Consider the following 20,602-nt stretch of genomic DNA (forward strand, 5'->3'; position numbering starts at 1 on the left):
ACCGGGGACGGGGCCGGGGCGCGGATACGGACGGTCGGGCCGGGCCCGCTGCGGCGGGCCGGCCCGCCGGCGATTTCCGCCGGCGGGCCGGCCCGGTACGGCGCCGGAGCACCGACAGCGCCTTGCGGTGGGTACGCTGGGCGGCGCCTGTAACTTCCCGGCTATGTGACTTCGAGTGTTCTTTTTATTGCTTGTTGTTATCATTGCTGGTTTTTGTCTGCTGTCCCGTCCGCTGTCCGTCTGATCCGCTGTCTTCCCAAGGAGCCTTACCGTGCCCGTCGTCCTGGTTGCCGAGGAGCTGTCGCCGGCCGGGCTGGAACTGCTGTCCGGCGAGTTCGAGGTCCGCCATCTCGACGGGACCGACCGGGCCGCCCTGCTGGGCGCGATCCCCGAGGCGGACGCCCTGATCGTGCGCAGCGCGACCAGGGTGGACGCGGAGGTGCTCACCGCCGCCCGTTCGCTCAAGGTCGTCGCCCGGGCGGGGATCGGGCTGGACAACGTCGACGTCGCCACCGCCACCACCCGCGGTGTGATGGTCGTCAACGCCCCGCTGTCGAACATCGTCAGCGCCGCCGAGCACGCCGTCGCGCTGCTGACGGCGGTGGCCCGCCGCATCCCGGCGGCCACCGCCGCGCTGCGCGGCGGTGAGTGGAAGCGCTCGAAGTACGTCGGCGTCGAGCTCGCGGACAAGACCGCGGGCGTGGTGGGCCTCGGGCGCATCGGCCTGCTGGTCGCGCAGCGGCTGGCCGCCTTCGGCATGAAGATCGTCGCCTATGACCCCTACGTCTCGGTGGGCCGCGCCGCCCAGCTGGGGGTGCGCCTGGTCGACCTCGACGAGCTGCTGCGGATCAGCGACGTCATCACGATCCACCTGCCCAAGACGCCGGAGACGATCGGCCTCATCGGCCGGGACGAGCTCGAGCGGGTCAAACCGGGCGTGATCATCGTCAACGACGCCCGGGGCGGGCTCGTCGACGAGGCGGCCCTCGCCGACGCGGTCCGCGACGGCCGGGTGGGCGGCGCCGGCATCGACGTGTTCGCCACCGAGCCGACCACCTCCTCACCCCTGTTCGAGCTGGACAACGTGGTGGTCACCCCGCACCTGGGGGCGTCCACCGCGGAGGCGCAGGAGAAGGCCGGGGTCGCGGTGGCCCGGTCGGTGCGCCTGGCGCTGCGCGGCGAGTTCGTCCCGGACGCGGTGAACGTGCAGGCGGGCGGGGTGGTGGCCGAGGACGTCCGCCCGGGGCTGCCGCTCGCGGAGAAGCTCGGCCAGCTGTTCACCGGCCTCGCCGGCGGCCTCGCCGCCGCGATCACCGTCGAGGTCCGCGGCGAGATCGTCGCCCATGATGTGTCGGTGCTGCAGCTCGCCGCGCTCAAGGGCGTGTTCACCGACGTGATCGAGGAGCCGGTCACCTACGTCAACGCGCCGCTGCTCGCGAAGGGCCGGGGCGTCGACGTCGCGCTGGAGACGTTCGAGGACAGCCCCGACTACCGCAACCTCGTCACCATCCGCGGTGTGCTCGCGGACGGGACGCCGGTGTCGGTGAGCGGCACGCTGACCGGCCCCCGGCAGGTCGAGAAGGTCACCGCGATCGACGACTTCGAGGTGGACATCCGACCCCAGGCGCACCTGGCCTTCTTCCGGTACGAGGACCGTCCGGGGGTGGTCGGCGCGGTCGGCGCGCTGCTGGGCGAGGCCCAGATCAACATTGCCGGCGCGCAGGTCAGCCGTCGCAAGGCCGGCGGCGAGGCGCTGATGTCGCTCTCGCTCGACGACGCGGTGCCCGCGGACGTCCTGAGCGAGATCGCCAAGATCATCGGAGCGTCGGCGGCCCGGTCGGTCAGCCTCCACAGCCAGTGACCGGCCGGTGAGGGGCCGACCGGCCGGTGAGGAGCCGACCGGCCGGTGAGGAGCTGACGGGGAACCGGTGACCGGGCCCTCCGGCCGGCTCCTCACCGAGGCCGGACGGCCCGGTCACCGCGGTCCACCGCGGTGTGCCACGGGCCGTGGTGACCTGCCCCCTGGTTCAGTGGCCACGGTGTGGGAAACGAGTCCCTGGGTTTACCGTGAAAGCCATGGCTCGGGACGGTCGGGACCCGTTCGAGGGGTTGCGCCTCGATGACACTTTCGTGCGCTCCGCGCGCTTCATCGAGCCGTCAGCCGATGAACGGGTGGCAGCCTCCGGCGAGGCCGCGCGCGGCCGCTGCCGGGTGGAGCCCGTCCGGTCGAAGGGGCAGCGGGTGTTCTACCGCTGGATGTGGGCGCCGGGCTCCCCGCGCCGCCGTCGCACCACCCGGCTGGTGGCGTTCCTGACCCTGCTCGCCGGGATGGCGGGCCTTGGTCTCTTCCTGCTCCGTAACAACCCGCGCACGGCGGTGGTGTCCGCCCCGGCGCCCTCGGCCGGCACCCCGGTCCGGATGCACGAGCCCGCTCCCGGCGGCCCGCCGGCGGCCGCCGGCCCGCCGGCGACGAGCCCGGCCGTGCTCTCCGCCCGGGCGCAGCGGTTCGTGCTCGAGCCCACCCTGCTCAGCGGGCTACGGCCGGGGGACTGCCTGCTGTGGGCGCCGGATTCGGCACGCGAGGCCACCCCCGCCAAGGTGGGCTGCGACCAGCCGCACCTCGACCAGGTGACGGGGGTGGTCGACCTGGCCGCGCCCTTCCCCGGCTGGCCGGGCCGCCCGGCGCTGGACGCCGCCACCGCGAGGGACTGTGTGGCGGCCGCGCGCGCCCTCTTCGGCGACGCCGGTGGCGTCCCCGGCCTGAGGATCGCCTCGATCTACCCGGAGGAGAGCGCCTGGCAGGCCGGCACCCACGCGCTGGTGTGTACCGTGCGCGCCGACGATCTACGGCCGCGGGTCGGCCCGGCGCCGGCCGTGGGCCTGCCGACCTGATCTCGCCGGCCCGTCGGGCGGTGCCCGTCGGGCAGCGCCTGTCAGATAGCGCCTGTCAGATAGCGCACCTCGGGCAGCGCGGCGGACGGCTTTGCCGGGCGGTGTGGCGGACGCCGTGAGCCGTCGGGTAGTAAGCTCGCCGCAGTATGCGCACGCTTCTGCTTCTTAGTTGCCGCGGCGAGGCCTGAGACAGGCCGGCTTCCTCGTCGCGGGGGTTGTTGGTGCGCGCTGGCCGCCACAGGTTCTCTCCCGAAGCAGGAGCGGTAGAAGCGGTGACCACCCCACGGCAGTTTCCCGGCGTACAGCAGCCTTCCGGCATGCCCGTCGACAAGTACCGGCCGTTCGTCCCGGTCGACCTCCCCGACCGGGCCTGGCCGAACCGGACGATCACCCGCGCGCCCCGGTGGTGCAGCGTGGACCTGCGCGACGGCAACCAGGCGCTGATCGACCCGATGACCCCGGCGCGCAAGACGCAGATGTTCCAGCTGCTGGTGCGGATGGGCTACAAGGAGATCGAGGTCGGCTTCCCCGCCGCCAGCCAGACGGACTTCGACTTCATCCGGCAGCTCGTCGAGGGCGGGCACATCCCCGACGACGTCACCATCCAGGTGCTCACCCAGGCCCGGGAGGAGCTGATCGAACGCACGGTCCGCGCGCTCGTCGGCGCGCCGAACGCGCTGGTGCACCTGTACAACTCGACGTCGACGCTGCAGCGCCGGGTGGTGTTCGGGCTCGACCGGGCCGGCGTCACCGACATCGCCGTCCAGGGCGCGCAGTGGTGCGCCCGGTACGCGGAGAAGCTGCTGGCGGGCACCGACGTCCGCTGGCAGTACAGCCCGGAGTCGTTCACCGGGACCGAGCTGGGCTACGCCCTGGAGGTCTGCGAGGCGGTCATGGACGTCTGGCAGCCCACCGCGGACCGGCCGGTCGTGCTGAACCTGCCGGCGACCGTGGAGATGTCCACGCCCAACGTCTACGCCGACCAGATCGAGTGGATGTCACGCAGCCTGACCCGGCGGGACGCGGTCGTGCTCTCCCTGCACCCGCACAACGACCGCGGCTGTGCCGTGGCCGCCGCGGAGCTCGGGGTGCTGGCGGGCGCCGACCGGGTCGAGGGATGCCTGTTCGGCAACGGCGAGCGCACCGGCAACGTCTGCCTGGTCACCCTGGGGATGAACCTGTTCTCCCAGGGCATCGACCCGGAGATCGACTTCGGCGACATCGACGAGATCCGCCGGACCGTGGAGCACTGCAACCAGCTCCCGGTGCACCCCCGGCACCCCTACGGCGGCGACCTCGTCTACACCGCCTTCTCCGGCTCCCACCAGGACGCCATCAAGAAGGGCTTCGAGGCGATGGAACGGACCGGGCAGCGGCTGTGGGAGGTGCCCTACCTGCCCATCGACCCCAAAGACGTCGGCCGCTCCTACGAGGCCGTGATCCGGGTGAACAGCCAGTCGGGCAAGGGCGGCGTCGCCTACCTGCTGAAGGCGGAGCACTCCCTGGACCTGCCCCGCCGGCTGCAGATCGAGTTCTCCCACGCCGTGCAGCGCCACACCGACGACATCGGTGGCGAGGTGACCGGCGAGGAGCTGTGGGAGATCTTCTCCCGGGAGTACTTCCTGACCGCCGCCGCCTCCGACGCCCCGCTGGAGCTGCTCGGCTCCCGGACCACCGCCGCGCACGGGGAACGCGACGAGGTCCGGGTCTCGGTGCGCATCCACGGCGGTGAGGAGGTCATCAGCGGCACCGGCAACGGGCCGATCGACGCGTTCGTCGCCGCGCTGCGCACCCGGGACGTCGAGGTACGCGTCCTCGACTACCACGAGCACGCCCTGGGCTCGGGCGCGGACGCGCGGGCCGCGGCCTACCTCGAGGTCGCGGTGGGGGACAGGGTGTTCTGGGGCGTGGGGATCGACCCGAACATCGTCACCGCGTCCCTGCGCGCGGTGGTGAGCGCGGTCAACCGGGCCGCGCGGGAGCAGCCGATCGTCCCGGGCATCCAGGCCGCCGCGGGTACCTGAGGGCCCCGGCCGTCCGAAGCTCTCCGGCGGTGAGGCCCGGGCATCCCGGGCCTCACCGCCGTCGGGTGCCCGGGGTGCCTTCGGGGCCTGGGGCCGCGCTCCCGAGGCCGGGCCCGGGAGCCGGGCGCGCCGCCGCCCGCTCCACCGCGATCCGGTCCGGGGCCGCCCGCTCCAGGGCCTGTCCGCGTGGCCGTGGACGCTCGTGCTCCCGTGGCCGCGGGCGTCCGCCGGACATCTCCGCCAGCCGGAGCATCAGCCGTTCGATGCGGACCAGGCCGACCGGCCGGCCCAGCTCGGTGACCACCACGACCGGGTCGAACCGCAGCGCTGGCACGCGGCCCATCGCCCGGCGCGCCACGTCCACGATGTGTTCGTCGGGCCGGGCGACCATGCTGGCCGGCACCCGCCGGGCCGCGGCGGCGCCGGGGGAGACGGGCAGCTGCAGCGCCACCGGCTGGTGGTGCCGGTTCACGACGACGACCGCGCCGCTGCCGCCACCGCCCGGATGTGCGCCACCGCTGGGATGTGGCGGTGCCGGCGTGCCGGGCCACCAGGCCGCCGGCGCCGAGGTGCCCCGGCGCTGCGCCCGGCCGTCCCCGACGGAGATCCGTACCTGCTCGAGCAGGCTGCCCACCCCCTCGCCGCGCCCGGTCCGCTGGGCGAGCAGCCGGATCCGCCGGGAGATCGCGGGGTCGAGACGTTGCCAGCTCTGCGCGGGGCGGCCGAGGTACCAGCCCTGCCCGAGCGGGACGCCGAGCCCGACGAGCACGGCCAGTTCCTCGTCGCGTTCGATGCCCTCGGCGATCACCCAGGCGTCCAGCCTGCTGGCGAAGACGTTGACCAGCTCGGTCAGCGTCCGCAGCACCTGGTCGCCGTCGGCGCTGGCGACCAGCTCCCGGTCGAGTTTGACCAGGTCGGGATGGACCCTGGCGATCTGGCGCAGCCCCGCGTAGCCGGACCCGACGTCGTCCATGGCGATGCGGCCGCCGCGCTCGCGCAGCGCCTGGACGGTGGCGGCCAGCCCGGGGGTCCGCTCGACGCTGACCGTCTCGTTGAACTCCAGGACGAGCCGGCTGAGGTCGGCGTCGGCCCAGACCGCGGCCACCTCCGTGGTGGTCAGCAGGTTCGGCATGACGTTGACGCTGAGGAAGCAGTCGGGTGGCAGCCGTTCGCGGGCCGCCAGCGCCGCGCGCAGCACCCTGGCCTCGAAGCGGGCGGCGACCCCGGCGCGCTCGGCGGCGGCGAACCACAGGTCGGGCGAGGGCGCCGCGGCCGACCCGAAACGCGCCAGCGCCTCGTACCCGGCGATGATGCCACGCTGGAGATCGACGATCGGCTGGAAGACGATGCGTGGCTGCCCCGGGTCGGCCAGCGCGTCGCGCAGCGCGGCGGACCACTCGTCCGCGGGGCCGGTCGCCTGGACGGGACCGGACGTGTGGTGGGTGGCGGAGCGGACCGGTGGTGACGTCGTTTCAACGATCATGCGTCGTACACTCCCTTGTGTCGTCGCATGCCACGCGTGCCCGACCGGGGGAGATGCCCGCTCGCCTCCAGCCGGTTACGAAGCTGCTTGCCGAGGCCGTTGTGGTATGTGGTCGGTGCACTGTACGTGAGGACCTGCGGGGACCTTTGTCACCATCGGCGATTCATCGTGCGTGTCGCGCACCCCGTGTCCGTCCCGGGCGGTTCCCGGGCGTGTCCGCGGGAAGCACACGGAAAAATCTTCACCGAGGCCCGCGGGAAGACCCGCCACGCCCCCGGGCAGGGGTGGGCGCCGCGAGTGGGCGGTGACGGATTACAGTCGCGTTCATGAGGCTTGCGGTCATCGGTGGGGACGGTATCGGGCCAGAGGTCGTCGCGGAGGGCCTGCGCGTCCTGCGCGTCATCGAGCCCAAGGTGGAGACCACCGACTACGACCTGGGCGCGCGCCGCTGGTACGCCACCGGCGAGACCCTGCCGGACTCGGTGCTCGACGAGCTGCGCGAGCACGACGCGATCCTGCTCGGCGCGGTCGGCGACCCCGGGGTCCCCAGCGGCATCCTCGAACGCGGGCTGCTGCTGCGGCTGCGCTTCGAGCTCGACCACCACGTCAACCTGCGCCCGGTGCGGCTCTACCCGGGCGTGGCCACGCCGCTGGCCGGCAGGCACACCATCGACATGGTCGTGGTACGGGAGGGCACCGAGGGCCCGTACGCGGGCGCCGGCGGCACCCTGCGCCGCGGCACCCCGTACGAGGTGGCCACCGAGGAGAGCCTCAACACCCGCTTCGGCGTCGAGCGCGTCGTACGGGACGCGTTCCGCCGGGCGCAGGCGCGCCCCCGGCGGCGGCTCACCCTCGTCCACAAGACCAACGTCCTGACCAACGCCGGGGACCTCTGGCTGCGCACGGTCGCCGAGGCCGCCCCCGAGTTCGGCGACGTCCAGGTCGACTACCAGCACGTGGACGCGGCGTCGATGTTCTTCGTCACGGACCCGGGGCGTTTCGACGTGGTCGTGACCGACAACATGTTCGGGGACATCCTCACCGACATCGGCGCGGCGATCACCGGCGGTATCGGCCGGGCCGCCAGCGGCAACCTCGACCCGTCCGGGAAGAACCCGAGCATGTTCGAGCCGGTGCACGGCAGCGCGCCGGACATCGCCGGGCAGGGGATCGCCGACCCGACCGCCACCGTGCTGTCGGTCGCGATGCTGCTGGCGCATCTGGGCCGGACTCAGGAGGCCGCCCGGGTGGAGGCGGCGGTCGCAGCCTCCCTGGCCGACCGTTCCCGGCCGCGTGGCGGCTACCCACACGACCAGATCTCCACGCGGGAGGTCGGGGAGGACCTGGCGGCGCGGGTCGCCGGCTGAGCTGTCCGGGCCGGCCGGGCTGTCCGGGCCGGCTGAGCCGGTCGCTCCGGCAGGCGGGCCTGTCGTGCGCGGTCGCGCGACCGGTCTGATACTTTCTGTCGTCGTTCCTGCTCAGAAGGTGGTTGTCCGTGCGCGAGTCGATGCGGGTGGCCGGAGAAACGCTATTCTCTGAAGGGCCGTAGATCCGGTACGACGGCAGCCGACGGGGCCTGACCACGGCGAAGATCGGCACGATCGTCACTCGCCCACCCGCTTCGTCGCATACGCCTGGAGTCACCTGTGTCCATCACACCGACATCGAAGATCTGGATGAGCGGCCGGTTCGTCGACTGGGACGACGCCCGCATCCACGTGCTCAACCCGACGCTGCACTACGGCTGGGGTGTCTTCGAGGGCATCCGCGCCTACCCCACCGCCCGCGGCAGCGCCGTGTTCCGGCTGACCGACCACATCGCGCGGCTGTACCGCAGCGCCAAGATCTACATGATGGAGCCGTCGTTCACGCAGGACGAGCTCATCGCCGCCGTCAAGGAGACGGTCGCGGTCAACAAGGTCGACGCCTGCTACATCCGGCCGCTGATCTACCTCGGGTACGGGGAGATGGGCCTCAACCCGCTGCCCTCCTCGGTCGAGGTGATGGTCGCGGTCTGGCCCTGGGGCTCCTACCTCGGCGCCGACGCGGAGCAGAACGGCTGCCGGGCCACCGTGTCCACCTGGCGCCGCAACGACAACAACATCATTCCGCCGGCGGCCAAGGCGTCCGGGCAGTACCTCAACTCGTCGCTGGCCAAGGTCGCCGCGCTCAAGGCCGGTTACGACGAGGCCATCCTGACCAGCCCCAACGGGAACGTCGCCGACGGGTCGGGCGAGAACGTCTTCATCGTCTCGGAGGGCAGGCTGATCACCCCGCCGCTCAGCGACGGGCCGCTCGGCGGCATCACCCGGGCGTCCATCATGCAGATCGCCGCGGACCAGGGGTACGAGGTCCGCGAGCAGCACATCGTCCGCACCGACCTGTACCTGGCGGACGAGGCGTTCTTCACCGGGACCGCGGCCGAGATGGTGCCGATCGTCGAGATCGACGACCGTCCGGTCGGGACGGGCCGCCCTGGCCCGATCACCCGCGAACTGCTCGAGCTGTTCCACCAGGCGACCCGCGGGGAGATCGACCGTTACAAGAACTGGAACGAGCTCGTCCAGGAGTCCTGAGCTCCGCAGGCATCCCCCGGTGGGCCGCCGGTCGCGCGGGCCAGCGCCTGGACGACCGACGACCCACCGGAGGAGTCCGCTCCCGTCCGTCCGGGTTCCGCCCATGTTGCACCATGTTCCGTCCACGGACCGTTGTTCGCGGTGACGGTCTGGTCAACGGACCATTCCGCGCCTACTCTCTCCTGTCAGGCTCTTTTTCACAAGTGCACAAGCCCTGGGGAGAGGCGTGATGCGGGTTTCCGACGGGATGACCAGTCCGGTACTCATGATCGGCCCGAACCACACCCTGCGTCAGGCGGCGCGGCTGATGGCAGCCCGGAAGGTGGGCGCGGCCATTGTGCGGGACGTCGACGGCGAGGGGTACACCATCCTGACCGAACGCGATGTTCTGACGTCGGTGGCGGCCGGTCAGAACCCGGATGCCGAACTGGTCGGAGATCATGTCGCCCGGGACGTCGTGTTCGCCGATCCCGGCTGGTCGTTGTCGGAGGCTGCCGGCGTGATGCTGCGTGGCGGGTTCCGGCATCTGATCGTCTGCGATCGGGGTGACGTGGCCGGCGTGTTGTCCATGCGCGATGTAGTGCGTTGCTGGAGCGTCCAGCGTGCATCCGTTTAGGAACCGCTGTTCATCTGTTTGGTCAACTGTTCCTTCTGCGCCGTTTTTTGCTCCATCGACGCACATCACTGCACAAGGGGGGCACCAGGCGCCCACATTTCCCGACATTGGCGCTACGGTCACGGTGTGCAGGAGGAAGAGGTAGTCGCGCTGCTGCGGGCGACCACATTGCTGAAGGAACTGGACGAGCCGGCTCTGGCGCGTCTCGCCGCACGCTCCGTCGTGCGCCGATACCGCCGCGGCCAGGTTGTGCTTACTGAAGGTGATCCAGCTGACACGTTGCTCGTAGTGGCCTCCGGCCGCCTGAAAATACTCACGACCGCCGACGACGGCCGTGACCACGTCCTGAACATCGCCGGCCCCGGCGACACCCTCGGCGAGCTCAACATCGTCGAGGCCGGCCCGCGCTCGGCCAGCGTCGAGGCGCTGGAGCCCAGCGAGGCCGTCGTCCTCGACCGGGCCGCCGTGTGGGAGCTGGTCCGGGAGCGCCCGGCCGTCGCCGAACAGCTCATCCGGGCGCTGGTGGCCCACGTCCGCCGGCTGACCGGGGCAAACGCCGACCTGGTCTTCCTCGACCTGCCTCGGCGCGTCGCCAAGCTGCTGTTGATGCGGATGCGGGAGTCCGGGCGCCCGCTGATCGAACTGGGCCTGACCCAGACCGAGATCGCCTCCCTGCTGGGTGGCTCACGCCAGTCGGTCAACCAGGCCCTGCGAGAGTTCGAGAAGCGCAACTGGATCCTCGCCGAGGGCCAGACCGTCACCATCCTGCAGGTCGAACGCCTCCGCCGCTTCGCCGGCGACTGAGGGGCCTCCCCCAAATAGTCGCTTTCGCGACTATTTGGGGACCCCTGGCTCTTGGGCGGGCCGCCGTCCGGGGCTTTTGGATCATCTGATGATGATCCAAAAGGTGAAGGCCGTGTGGCCGTGTGGCCGTGTGGCCGTGTGGCCGTGTAGCCGTGTGGCGATCTGGGGCTCTGGGTTCTTAGGATCCGTCGATCAATAACTGCGGTTCTCGATCGAGAGAGGCTGCTGTCAGCCCCGCAACAAGACCGACATCAGCAACCGGAGTTATTTTCCGGCAGCTCCCGTAACCGCAGTCGCCGTAGCCGTGCTCATCGAGACCGGGCCGGTGGAGTGAGGAAGGCCCGGATGATGTGGGCCCGGTCGGACCGGAAAAAGATCAGTAGGGCGGCGGTGGCCACGTGCAGCCCGACGACGAACGCCAGGTAGGGCAAGCCCTCGCTGTTGCCCGATGCGTTCTCGGTCACCAGGTGCTGCCAGGAACCGCCGATCAGCGCGGGTACCAGCACCGAGCGGCCCAGGCTGGAGACCGGGAACAGCTCGGTGATTCCTTGCAGGAGTCCGATGACGCCCGCTTGCGGGTACGTCAGTTCATGCACGACCGCGTCTCCGCTCGTCGGAGTGGCTCGCCCGCCCGCCGCTGAGTTGTCACAGGCGCTCCCGGACGGGCGCCGGGCCGCCCGGGTTTGCCGCCTCGTGTGGCGTTCATGTGGTGTCGAAGCAGCCGTCGAACTCGAACACCGGGTTGATCACATTTTTACCGGTGGAGGTCTGGATCATGACCGGGCCGACGATTTTGGTGGGGCCGCCGGCCTGGTAGCAGCCGTTGGAGCGGACCTGGAGTTCGAACTTGCCGTTTTGGGCCCTGCCGGCCGCGTCGGTCCAGCCGACCTGGCAGATCCAGTCGCTGCCAGCGCCCCTGTCGTGCGATCCGGGGGTGCTTCGGTGGCAGTCGGGTTTGGCGGCGACGGCGGCGGGGGTGAGCCCGGGGCGGCCGAGCAGGGCCTGCTGCTGGACGTAGAGGTTGGTGAAGACGGGGCCGACCGAGGCTTCGACGCGGGGCCGGGTGACGTCGGTGGCGCAGCCGGCGAGGGCGGCGGTCAGCGCGGTGACGGCGCCGACGGCGACGGCCGCGCGGATCAGCCGGTTGGAGGTGGGACGGGGCATGGCGGGTCAGCCTCCGGTGATGTCGCGGCGGCGCAGCGCCGTGTAGGCGATGGCCAGGCAGATGAGGATGTAGCCGACGCTGACGAGCGTGCCGTCGCGGAGCGGGCCGTAGTAAGGGTGCGCGGCGAGCAGGCCGTGCCAGGCGTCGAACGGGGTGACCAGCAGCAGGTGACGGATCGTGTCGGCACCGTTGAGGAAGGCGTAGAGCTGCATGAGCAGACCGAGGATGATCGGTCCGACGATCCCGGCGGGGCTGCTGCGGGTCAGCACCGACAGCATGATCCCCAACGCGGTGAAGCCGAGCAGGGGCGGCAGCGTGCTCGCCCAGGCGGCGAGGACCAGCCCGGCGGTGCGTCCCGACGGCAGCAGGGTGCCCGACAGGCTCTCCAGCGGCTGGTGGCCGACGAGGAGCACCCCGGCGGCCAGGCAGCTCAGCGCGAGGACGGCGAGGAGGAGCACCGCGAAGGTGGCCGCGGCGAGCGCCTTGGCCCAGAAGATCTGGGTGCGGCTGTGGGAGCGGGTGAGGATCGTCTTCCAGGTGCCGTGCTGGTCCTCGCTGGCGAAGATGTCGCCGGCGACGAGGCTGGTGAGCAGCGGGAACACCCATTGGGCGGCGAACCCGAGAACGAGCAGCGGGGTCGCGAAGCCGCTGGCGTGCACCCACCGGCCGTACAGGGTGTCCTTCGGCAGGCGGTCCTGTCGGTCGAGCAGCACCACGAACACGAACGGCGCGACGAGGCAGACGGCGAGCGTGGCGCGGGTGCGGGCCTGCGCGGCGAGTTTCGTGATCTCCCACCGGTAGGCGGTGACCACCCGGCCACGGCCGACCGGCCGGGGGCAGGCCGTCGCGGGCGGTACCGGGGCTGTGGCGGTGGTGGCTGGGGTGGTCACGAGGTCACTCCGGTGAGGGTGTCCGGCTGGGTCTGGGCGGGCTCACCGAAACCGGCCTCCGGGTCGGTTTCGGTGAGCATGAAGAACAGCGACTCCAGCGGCGCGATCTCCAGGTGAAGGGCGCGGACCGCCAGGTTGGACCGGCCGAGGGCGATGATGTAGGCGTCCGCGTCGGCGGCCTGGGCGCGCAGCGCCAGGCCGCCGTCGGGATGGACGGAGACGGCCACTGCCCGATGGCCGGCGGCCAGGCGCAGCGCCTGCTCGTCGTCGCTGGTCATCAGCCGATGGGACGGGTCGGGGGCCTGGGCGCGCAGCTGGTCGATCGAGCCGTGGTAGACCACCCGGCCGGTGCGCATGATGGTGACGTTGTCGCAGATCTCCTCGACCTCGTCCATGTTGTGGCTGCTCAGCAGCACGGTCAGCCCCCCGGCGGCAAGCCGTTTGACCAGGGCGCGCATGTCCCGGATGCCAGCGGGGTCCAGGCCGTTCGCCGGCTCGTCGAGCACGAGCAGCCGCGGGTCGCGCAGCAGCGACGCGGCGACCCCGAGGCGCTGGCGCATCCCGAACGAGTAGCCCCCGACCTTGTCACCCGCCCGTCTGGCGAGGTCGACGACGTCGAGCACCTCGTCGATCCGGCTGTCCGCCCCGCCGCGGTCCAGGCCGGCCAGCAGGTTCAGGTTCCGCCGGCCGGACAGGTAGGGGTAGAACCGCGGACTCTCGATGAACCCGGCGACCCCGTCCAACATCGACGGGCCGGCATCCCCCCAGGTCCGGCCGAACACCCGCAACGTCCCGGCGTCCGGACGGATCAGCCCGAACAGCATCCGCAGGAACGTCGTCTTCCCGGCGCCGTTCGGGCCGAGGATCCCGTACACCTCCCCGACATCCACCCGCAGATCAACATGATCCACCGCGATGAGACCACCGAAACGTTTGACCAGCCCGGAAGCCTCCACCGCCGGGACACCGACCGCCATACGTCCTCCAGTCGAACATCCACATGTCTACTACTCGGTGAATAGTAGACCCTCGATGGAGGTGGCGGGCGGCGGCGTCGGGACCGCTGAAAAGGCTGGTACCTCGAAGGCTGCCATGGAGCCTTCGCACGTCACGCTCGACTGTCAGACTCCTTGTACTATCAATCTAGTAGTAGCGAGGAGGGCGAGAGTGGCGCGGAGACCCAGGCGCGAACCGGGAGCACTCGAACGGGAGATACTTGCCGCGATCGCGGCGGCCGGCCGGCCCCTCACCCCGGCCGAGACACTCGCCGAACTCGGCGTGCCCCTGGCCTACACCACGGTGATGACGACCCTCGCCCGCCTGCACGACAAGGGTGCCCTGACCCGGGCGCCCGCCGGGCGTTCTTTCGCCTATGCCCCGGCCGCCGACCCGGACACTCTCGACGCCGCGCTCATCGCCCGGCAGATGATCCGGGTGCTGGGCGCCGGCGCACAGCGGGCCGAGACGCTGGCCCGTTTCGTCGCGGACCTGAGTCCGGAGGACGAACAGCTCCTCGTCGGCCTCCTCGCAGCCCACCAGCCGGCCGCCGACGTCGACAGCGCGGACGGCGGGCCTCGGCGATGACGGCCGTCGCGCTCGTCCCGTTCGCCACGAGCCTGCTGCTGGCCGTCGGCGGCGGCTGGCTCGGCCGGCGGCTGCCGCCCGCCGCCGCCACCCGGCTACTCACCACCGCCTGCCTGGTGACCGCGCTGGCCACCGGTTTCATCCTGGCGGTCGTCGCCTTCACCCTGCTCGCCCCACTGCCCCCGCTCGCCGCGGTCGGACACTGGTCGACCACCGTGGTGCGCGGGCACGACCCGCTGCCGGCCCCGGCCGGGCTGCTGCCCGCCGCCATCGTCATCGGGCTGCTCGCCGCCGCCACCCGCCGGGCGGTCGGTGTCGGCAAGGACCTGGCCGCCGCGGAACTCACCTGCCGCCGGCTCGGACCCGCCCCCACCGGTCTGGTCATCGTCGACGACGACCGCCCCGACGCCTACACCCTGCCCGGACTCACCGGCCGCATCGTGGTGTCCACCGCGATGCTGCGCGCGCTACCCGCCGACGAACGCCGCGTTCTGCTCGCCCACGAACACTCCCACCTCCGCCACCGCCACCACGCCTACACCCAGCTCGCCGACCTCGCCGCCGCCGCCAACCCGCTCCTGCGGGCACCTGCCGCCACCGTCCGCCTCGCCGTCGAACGCTGGGCCGACGAAGACGCCGCCGCGACCACCGACAACCGCGCTGTTGCCGTCCGCGCGCTGGCCCGCGCCGGCCTCGCCCGCGCGGGCACAGCGGCCATGCCGACCGCGGCGCTCGGCGCCGTGCATACCGACCTCGCCCATCGGGCACGGGCACTACGGGAGCCGCCTCCGAAACCGCAGCCTGCCCTGGTCCTCGTACTCGCCGCGCTCATTCTGGCCACCGCGGCCGCCGCCGTCGGCACTTCCCGCACGACCGAACACCGGTTTGAACGCGCGCAGGCGACGTTCGCGCACCGGAGCTGACCGGTGATATTCGCAGCCATCGTCATGATTACATCGCCTCAGTGGCCGGTCGGTGGGCTTACCGATCATTCGGTGGTGGGTGGGAAAGGTGTGGGCTGTTTTGTGAGAGTGGGGCTGGGTGGTGCGGGCTTTGTCGGGGGCTGGGGGAGTACGGGCTTCTGGGCGGGTGGCGACGTACAGTGGGCAGTCGGCGGTGAACCCGCCATCGTCGCGCGTGCCGGCTGCCCACCCACGCCGCCGGGCGCGTGACACCCCTCGGATCCACAGGCCTGTGATCCACAGGCTGTGATCCGCGGGGGACCGACGACCCGCAGGTGATCCGCAGCTGAGAGGCACGCCGTGCAGCCAGACGATCCCGACTCCTTTCACGTCTATGACACGACGTTGCGTGACGGGACCCAGCAGGAGGGGCTGTCGCTGTCGGTCGGCGACAAGATCGCGGTAGCTCGGCACCTCGACGAGATCGGGGTCGGCTTCATCGAGGGCGGCTGGCCCGGGTCGAACCCGAAGGACGCCGAGTTCTTCCACCGCGCCCGCACCGAGCTGCGGCTGGAGCACGCCCTGCTCACCGCCTTCGGCGCGACCCGCCGGGCCCGCGCCACCGCCGCCGACGACCCGCAGGTCGCCGCCCTGCGGGAGGCCGGCACGGCCGTCGTCTGCCTGGTGGCGAAGTCCGACCGCCGGCACGTCGAGCGTGCCCTGCGCACCACCCCCGTCGAGAACCTGGCGATGATCCGCGACACCGTGGCGCATCTGCGCGCCGAGGGCAAGCGGGTGTTCGTCGACGCGGAGCACTTCTTCGACGGCTACCGCGCCGACGCCGACTACGCCCTCGAGGTGGTCCGGGTGGCCGCCGAGGCCGGCGCCGAGGTCGTGGTCCTCTGCGACACCAACGGCGGGATGCTGCCGACGCGTATCGGCGACGTCGTCTCCGCCGTCCGCGGCCGCACCGGCGCCCGGCTGGGCATCCACTGCCACGACGACACCGCCTGCGCGGTCGCGAACACGCTGGTCGCGGTCGAGGCCGGCGTCACCCACGTCCAGGGCACCGCCAACGGCTACGGCGAGCGCTGCGGCAACGCGGACCTGTTCAGCGTCGTCGCCGGGCTGGAGACCAAGCTCGGCCGCCGGGTGCTGCCCCCGGGCAGGCTGCGCGAGCTGGTCCGGGTGTCGCACGCCATCGACGAGATCACCAACTCCGCGCCGGACACCCACCGCGCCTACGTCGGCGCGAGCGCGTTCGCCCACAAGGCCGGCCTGCACGCCAGCGCCGTCAAGATCGATCCGGACATGTACCAGCACATCGACCCCGCCGAGGTCGGCAACGACATGCGGATGCTGGTCTCGGAGCTCGCCGGCCGGGCCACCATCGAGCTCAAGGGCCGGGAGCTGGGCCTGGACCTCTCCGGCCAGCGCGAGGCGCTGGGGAGGGTCGTCGACCTGGTCAAGGAGCGGGAGGCGGCCGGCTACACCTACGAGGCCGCGGAGGCGTCGTTCGAGCTGCTGCTGCGCGACGAGACCGAAGGCCCCCGGCGGTTCTTCACCCTCGAGTCGTGGCGTGTGATCGTCGAACGGCGGCCGGACGGTGAGGTCATCAGCGAAGCGACCGTCAAACTCGTCCTGAACGGTGTGCGGCAGGTGTCCACGGCCGAGGGCAACGGCCCGGTCAACGCCCTCGACCGGGCCCTGCGCGAAGCCCTGGAGAAGGGCTACCCGGGCCTTGCCGACCTCGACCTGGTCGACTACAAGGTGCGCATCCTCGACGGCAGGTCCGGCACCGGCGCGGTGACCCGCGTCCTGGTCGGCACCAGCGACGGCCGCGACCGCTGGGACACCGTCGGCGTCGACGAGAACATCATCGCCGCCTCCTGGGAAGCCCTCCAGGACGCCGTCACCTACGGCCTGCACCGCCAGGGCGAACAGATCATTCCCAAGTAGCCGTTTCACGGCGCTTCGGGGTGACTGGCAACGTCCGGGGCGACTGGCAGCAGCGCATCATCAGCGCATTATCAGTCCCGATGTCAGCATATGAATGACTTGTTCATCTTTTATCTGAACTGACCGTTTTCCGTATCGGTGAGAGGGCTGTCACCGAAGCGCGCTTATGATTCCCGTTGTACGGCGACGGCGGGGGGACGGCGTGAGGGACAGCGCAGGCAGCGGTGCCGGTATGGTGATGTTCCGGTGACGGATCGTCCGCCGCGGGTGTTTCTCTCCTATGCCCACGAGTCGCCCGAGCACGAGAACGCCGTCCGCGATCTGTGGATCTTCCTGCGGTCGCGGGAGATCGACGCGAAGCTCGACCTGCCGGCGAACGAGCGCCGGCAGGACTGGCCGTTGTGGATGCTGGCCGAGGTCCGCGCGTCCGACCATGTGCTGGTCATCGCTTCGCCGGAGTACCGCCGCCGCAGTGAGGGCCAGGCCGCCGCGGACGACGGCCGTGGGGTGCAGTTCGAGGCGGCGCTGATCCGCGACGAGCTGTACCGCGACCGGACGGCCGGGCTGGCGAAGTTCCTGCCGGTACTGCTGCCGGGCCGCACGGCCGAGGACGTCCCGGCCTTCCTCGGCCCGTACTCGACGACCCACTACGCGATCAGGGGGATCTCCGACGCCGATGCCGGGATGGAACGGCTGCTGCGCGTCCTGACCGGCCAGCCGTTCGAGATCGAACCGCCGCTGGTGCCCGGGACCCGCCCGCTCCTGCCGCCCCGGGACGTGCGCCCGCCCGCGCCGGCACCGCGCGCGCCCGAGCCAGCCGCCGCTTCGGTGCCGGGCACCGCTTCGGGGTCAGGCAGGGCTTCGGTGCCGGGTGGCGCTTCGGCGCTGTCGCGGCCGGCTCCGCTCTCCCACGAGCTGGTGCTGCACGTACGCCTGGAGGCCGGACGGCTCACGGCGCGGGCAGCGCTGTCCGGCACCTCGCTGGGGGAGCGCGTTACAGCGCTGCCGCCCGGGCTCGACACGGTGTGGGCGTCGCTGCCAGGGAGCCCGGCGGAGGCGGACACGCGCCTGTCCCAGGCCGGTCACCGGTTGCGGGAGGCGCTGCTGGACGCCGACGCCGCGCGGCGGCTGACCGAGCTGATCGACACGTCTCCCTTCGGCACGGCCGTGGACGTCGTGGTGGAGGCCGACGGCCCGGCGGTGCTGGCACTGCCCTACGAGCTGCTGCGGCTGGCCGACGGGCGGCTGCTCGCGACCATGCCCGGGGTGCGCTTCACCCGCCGGGTCGCCGGATTACGCCGGGCCGCGACCGGCCCACTGCCCGGCCCGCTGAAGATCCTGGTGGCGGTGGCCGCGCCGGAGGAGACCCGGACGAGGAACCCGCCGCTCGACGTCGAGGCCGAGATGCAGGCGATCATCGATGCTGTCCGCGGGGTCGCGGGGTCCGGGGCTGCGCAGGTCACGATCCTCGAGGTCGCCGGACTGAAGCAGATCGCCGACGCGCTGAGCGGCCAGAGCACGGACGGCGACGACTTCTACCACGTGCTGCACCTGTCCGCGCACGGCTCGGCGTCCGAGGTGGAGCTGGAGGACGAGGACGGCAACCCGGTGCCGGTCCGTGCCGAGGAGCTGGTGGACGCCCTGAAGGGCGCGTCCCGCCCGCTGCCGCTGATCGTGCTGTCGTCCTGCTCGGGCGCGTCCGCGAGCCCGCCCGGCCCGGCCAGCCCGGCCGGCTCAGCAGGCTCGGACGAGCCGGCCGGCTCGGACGGGCTGGCCGCGACCCTGGTCCGGCGTGGCGCCGACCGGGTGGTGGCCATGCAGACGACCGTCACCGACCGTTACGCGACCGATCTGGCCCGGGTGTTCTACGAGGAACTGGCCACCGGCCGGGCCGGCTCGGTGGCGGCGGCCCTCGCCGCTGCCCGCCGACAGGTGGACACCGACCGGCGGGCGGCCGCGCGCGCCACGGGCCGCCTCACCCCGCCCGAGTACGCCACCGCGACGCTGCTCGCCGCGGCCGACGACCCGCCGCTGCTGGACGTGGCCGCGAACCCGCGTCCGCTTGCCCGCCCGTTCGCCGCGCCGGCCGGTGGCACCGTCCGCGAGCTGGCCATGGGGGATCTGGTCGGGCGGCGCCGCGAGGTCCGTACCGCGCTGGACGTGCTGCGCGGCGGCCGGGCCGCGGTGGAGCGGTACGGCGCGGTCGCCGGCGTAGTGCTGACCGGGCCCGGCGGTATCGGCAAGACCGCGGTGGCCGGGCGGGTGCTGACCAGGCTGCGGGCCGACGGCTGGGCTGTCGCGGTACATGTCGGTCGTTGGAACCCGCCGTCGCTGATCGCCGAGACCGTCGACGTGCTGCGTGGTGTCCCGGAGCTGGCCGACGCCCGTGCCTCGCTGGCCGACCCGCGTCACGAGGACACAGCGAAGATCGATCTGATCGGGAGGCTGCTGGGCGAACACCGGCTGTTGGTGCTCTTCGACGACTTCGAGCGCAACCTCACCGAGGACGGCCGGGCCTTCGCCGACCCTGGTTTCGCCGAGGTGTTCGGCGGCCTGGCCCGTGCCAGCGCCCAGGGCCGCATGCTGGTGACCTGTAGATACCCTCTGCCGGGGCGTACCGGCCTGTTCCTGCGGCGGATGGAGGTGGGGCCACTCAGCGGCGCCGAGCTGGGCCGTCTGCTCCTGCGGTTGCCGAGCCTGCGGACGCTGAACGAGACCGACCGGCGCACCCTGGCCCGGACGGTCGGCGGGCATCCGCGGCTGGTGGAGTTCGTCGACGCGCTGTTGCGCAACGGCGCCGCGAACCTACGGGAGGTCACTGAGCGGATCGTGGGCCTGGCCGACGAACTCGGCGTCGATCTCTCCGAGGATCGCACCTTCGATCGGGCGGTGGATGATGCTCTGCTGCTCGGCAGCCGCGACATCGTCCTGGAGCTGCTGCTCGCGACAGTGACCGCCGACGAGCGCTCACTGCTGCTCCATGCGGCGGTGTCGAACGTTCCCATGTCAGCCGACGATCTTGCATTCGCCTGGCTGGCTGAAGAACCTGACGATCAGCGGCGTCGGATGGTCTCATCGGCGGTTATGCGGCTCGCGGACCGGACACTGCTGTTACGTCTCGACGGCGATGTGCTCGTCCACCCGTGGATCGCCGCCCGGCTCGTCGACGCCGAGCCCGAGACCCGGGCAGAGCGGCACGGTAGGGCAGAGCGCATGCGGCTGGCCCGGCTCGATGCGGGACGCGGGGATTTCGCCGACGTGGTGGAGGTCGCCCGCCACCGCAGTGCCCAGCACAGGTTCGACGACGTTGTCACATTCACGTTGGACATCGCCGAGATGCTCACGGGCGAGTCGTCGGTGGCCGCGCTGCTGGGCGAGGTCGTGCCGATGGTGCCGCCGGACAGCCGGGGATTTCTCGAGCTTGTCGATCGGGAACTCGCCGCGCTGCTGAACATCGGTATCACCTCGGCGGCGTGGGAACGCGGCGACGCCATGGTCGCCTCCGCCCGGCGGTTGGCGGAGGCGGATCCGGCGAATAGTCAGGCGCAACGCGACCTGTCGATCTCCTACAACAAGCTTGCGGATGTCGCGGTCGCGGTGGGGGACACGGTCCGTGCGCAGCAGTTGTTCACCGACGGTCTGGCGATCCGCCGGCGGTTGGCGGAGGCGGATCCGACGAATAGTCAGGCGCAACGCGACCTGTCGGT

15 protein-coding genes and 1 pseudogene are annotated in these 20,602 nt (G+C 71.8%); 11 read left to right on the forward strand and 5 right to left on the reverse strand.

All coding sequences use genetic code 11. The features are described 5' to 3' along the window. The first annotated feature begins 271 nt into the window (after nucleotides 1-271). The 3 genes from serA (at nucleotide 272) to leuA (ending at nucleotide 4,916) form a co-directional block, all read left to right on the forward strand. A complete protein-coding gene (gene serA / locus NBW84_RS08490; RefSeq protein ID WP_250283378.1) occupies nucleotides 272-1,861 on the forward strand; it encodes a phosphoglycerate dehydrogenase in 1,590 nt (529 codons plus the stop codon). 215 nt (nucleotides 1,862-2,076) lie between these two features. Beyond that, nucleotides 2,077-2,892: a septum formation family protein gene (locus NBW84_RS08495; protein WP_250292440.1), complete on the forward strand. Its 816-nt coding sequence runs from the start codon at nucleotides 2,077-2,079 to the stop codon at nucleotides 2,890-2,892. A gap of 317 nt (nucleotides 2,893-3,209) precedes the next feature. After that, nucleotides 3,210-4,916, forward strand: coding sequence for a 2-isopropylmalate synthase (gene leuA, locus NBW84_RS08500; RefSeq protein ID WP_250283382.1), 1,707 nt, complete (start codon nucleotides 3,210-3,212; stop codon nucleotides 4,914-4,916). Nucleotides 4,917-4,968: 52 nt separating this feature from the next. Here leuA and NBW84_RS08505 read toward each other — a convergent pair whose 3' ends face one another. Further along, nucleotides 4,969-6,399, reverse strand: coding sequence for an EAL domain-containing protein (locus tag NBW84_RS08505; RefSeq protein WP_250283383.1), 1,431 nt, complete (start codon nucleotides 6,397-6,399; stop codon nucleotides 4,969-4,971). 326 nt (nucleotides 6,400-6,725) lie between these two features. On the opposite strand from NBW84_RS08505, the gene NBW84_RS08510 reads away from it, so the two are divergent. From NBW84_RS08510 to NBW84_RS08525, 4 genes are all read left to right on the forward strand, one after another. Then, on the forward strand, nucleotides 6,726-7,766 hold the full coding sequence (locus NBW84_RS08510; RefSeq protein ID WP_250283385.1) for a 3-isopropylmalate dehydrogenase: 1,041 nt from the start codon (nucleotides 6,726-6,728) through the stop codon (nucleotides 7,764-7,766). A gap of 279 nt (nucleotides 7,767-8,045) precedes the next feature. After that, complete coding sequence (ilvE, locus tag NBW84_RS08515; protein ID WP_250283387.1) at nucleotides 8,046-8,975, forward strand: branched-chain-amino-acid transaminase; 930 nt, start codon at nucleotides 8,046-8,048, stop codon at nucleotides 8,973-8,975. A 229-nt stretch (nucleotides 8,976-9,204) separates the two neighbouring features. Then, nucleotides 9,205-9,591 carry a CBS domain-containing protein gene (locus NBW84_RS08520; protein ID WP_250283388.1) on the forward strand — a complete coding sequence of 129 codons (387 nt, stop codon included), beginning with the start codon at nucleotides 9,205-9,207 and terminating at the stop codon, nucleotides 9,589-9,591. 126 nt (nucleotides 9,592-9,717) lie between these two features. Next, nucleotides 9,718-10,395, forward strand: a complete 678-nt coding sequence (locus NBW84_RS08525; protein ID WP_250283389.1) for a Crp/Fnr family transcriptional regulator — start codon at nucleotides 9,718-9,720, stop codon at nucleotides 10,393-10,395. 329 nt (nucleotides 10,396-10,724) lie between these two features. Here NBW84_RS08525 and NBW84_RS08530 read toward each other — a convergent pair. The 4 genes and pseudogenes from NBW84_RS08530 to NBW84_RS08545 all read right to left on the reverse strand — a co-directional run. Continuing rightward, nucleotides 10,725-10,991, reverse strand: a pseudogene (locus tag NBW84_RS08530) (undecaprenyl-diphosphate phosphatase); the annotation flags it as partial. 106 nt (nucleotides 10,992-11,097) lie between these two features. Next, a complete protein-coding gene (locus NBW84_RS24165; RefSeq protein WP_445548525.1) occupies nucleotides 11,098-11,559 on the reverse strand; it encodes a hypothetical protein in 462 nt (153 codons plus the stop codon). A gap of 6 nt (nucleotides 11,560-11,565) precedes the next feature. Next, the gene (locus NBW84_RS08540; protein ID WP_250283392.1) at nucleotides 11,566-12,450 is read right to left on the reverse strand and encodes an ABC transporter permease; all 885 of its coding nucleotides are present in this window, start codon (nucleotides 12,448-12,450) and stop codon (nucleotides 11,566-11,568) included. Next, on the reverse strand, nucleotides 12,447-13,427 hold the full coding sequence (locus NBW84_RS08545) for an ABC transporter ATP-binding protein (protein ID WP_250283394.1): 981 nt from the start codon (nucleotides 13,425-13,427) through the stop codon (nucleotides 12,447-12,449). The genes NBW84_RS08540 and NBW84_RS08545 overlap by 4 nt, the downstream gene beginning before the upstream one ends. A 190-nt stretch (nucleotides 13,428-13,617) precedes the next feature. On the opposite strand from NBW84_RS08545, the gene NBW84_RS08550 reads away from it, so the two are divergent. The 4 genes from NBW84_RS08550 to NBW84_RS08565 form a co-directional block, all read left to right on the forward strand. Further along, nucleotides 13,618-14,034 (forward strand): BlaI/MecI/CopY family transcriptional regulator, encoded by a 417-nt coding sequence (locus NBW84_RS08550; protein ID WP_250283396.1) that lies wholly within the window; start codon nucleotides 13,618-13,620, stop codon nucleotides 14,032-14,034. Beyond that, complete coding sequence (locus tag NBW84_RS08555) at nucleotides 14,031-14,957, forward strand: M56 family metallopeptidase (protein WP_250283398.1); 927 nt, start codon at nucleotides 14,031-14,033, stop codon at nucleotides 14,955-14,957. The genes NBW84_RS08550 and NBW84_RS08555 overlap by 4 nt, the downstream gene beginning before the upstream one ends. A 339-nt stretch (nucleotides 14,958-15,296) precedes the next feature. Then, nucleotides 15,297-16,895 (forward strand): citramalate synthase, encoded by a 1,599-nt coding sequence (gene cimA / locus NBW84_RS08560; protein ID WP_250283399.1) that lies wholly within the window; start codon nucleotides 15,297-15,299, stop codon nucleotides 16,893-16,895. Nucleotides 16,896-17,141: 246 nt separating this feature from the next. Further along, nucleotides 17,142-20,602 (forward strand): CHAT domain-containing protein (locus NBW84_RS08565; protein WP_250283401.1); only part of this gene is annotated, 3,461 nt, incomplete at its 3' end.

This window comes from Protofrankia sp. CiP1_Cm_nod2, assembly GCF_920664355.1.
GTDB lineage: Bacteria > Actinomycetota > Actinomycetes > Frankiales > Frankiaceae > Protofrankia.

Excerpts from the sequence above, each read along its gene's own strand:
- leuA (WP_250283382.1), top strand. The coding sequence starts at position 3,210 with ATGCCCGTCGACAAGTACCGGCCGTTCGTCCCGGTCGACCTCCCCGAC.
- NBW84_RS08495 (WP_250292440.1), top strand. The coding sequence starts at position 2,077 with ATGGCTCGGGACGGTCGGGACCCGTTCGAGGGGTTGCGCCTCGATGAC.
- NBW84_RS08545 (WP_250283394.1), bottom strand. The coding sequence starts at position 13,427 with ATGGCGGTCGGTGTCCCGGCGGTGGAGGCTTCCGGGCTGGTCAAACGT.
- NBW84_RS08555 (WP_250283398.1), top strand. The coding sequence starts at position 14,031 with ATGACGGCCGTCGCGCTCGTCCCGTTCGCCACGAGCCTGCTGCTGGCC.
- NBW84_RS08505 (WP_250283383.1), bottom strand. The coding sequence starts at position 6,399 with ATGATCGTTGAAACGACGTCACCACCGGTCCGCTCCGCCACCCACCAC.
- NBW84_RS24165 (WP_445548525.1), bottom strand. The coding sequence starts at position 11,559 with ATGCCCCGTCCCACCTCCAACCGGCTGATCCGCGCGGCCGTCGCCGTC.
- NBW84_RS08510 (WP_250283385.1), top strand. The coding sequence starts at position 6,726 with ATGAGGCTTGCGGTCATCGGTGGGGACGGTATCGGGCCAGAGGTCGTC.
- NBW84_RS08520 (WP_250283388.1), top strand. The coding sequence starts at position 9,205 with ATGCGGGTTTCCGACGGGATGACCAGTCCGGTACTCATGATCGGCCCG.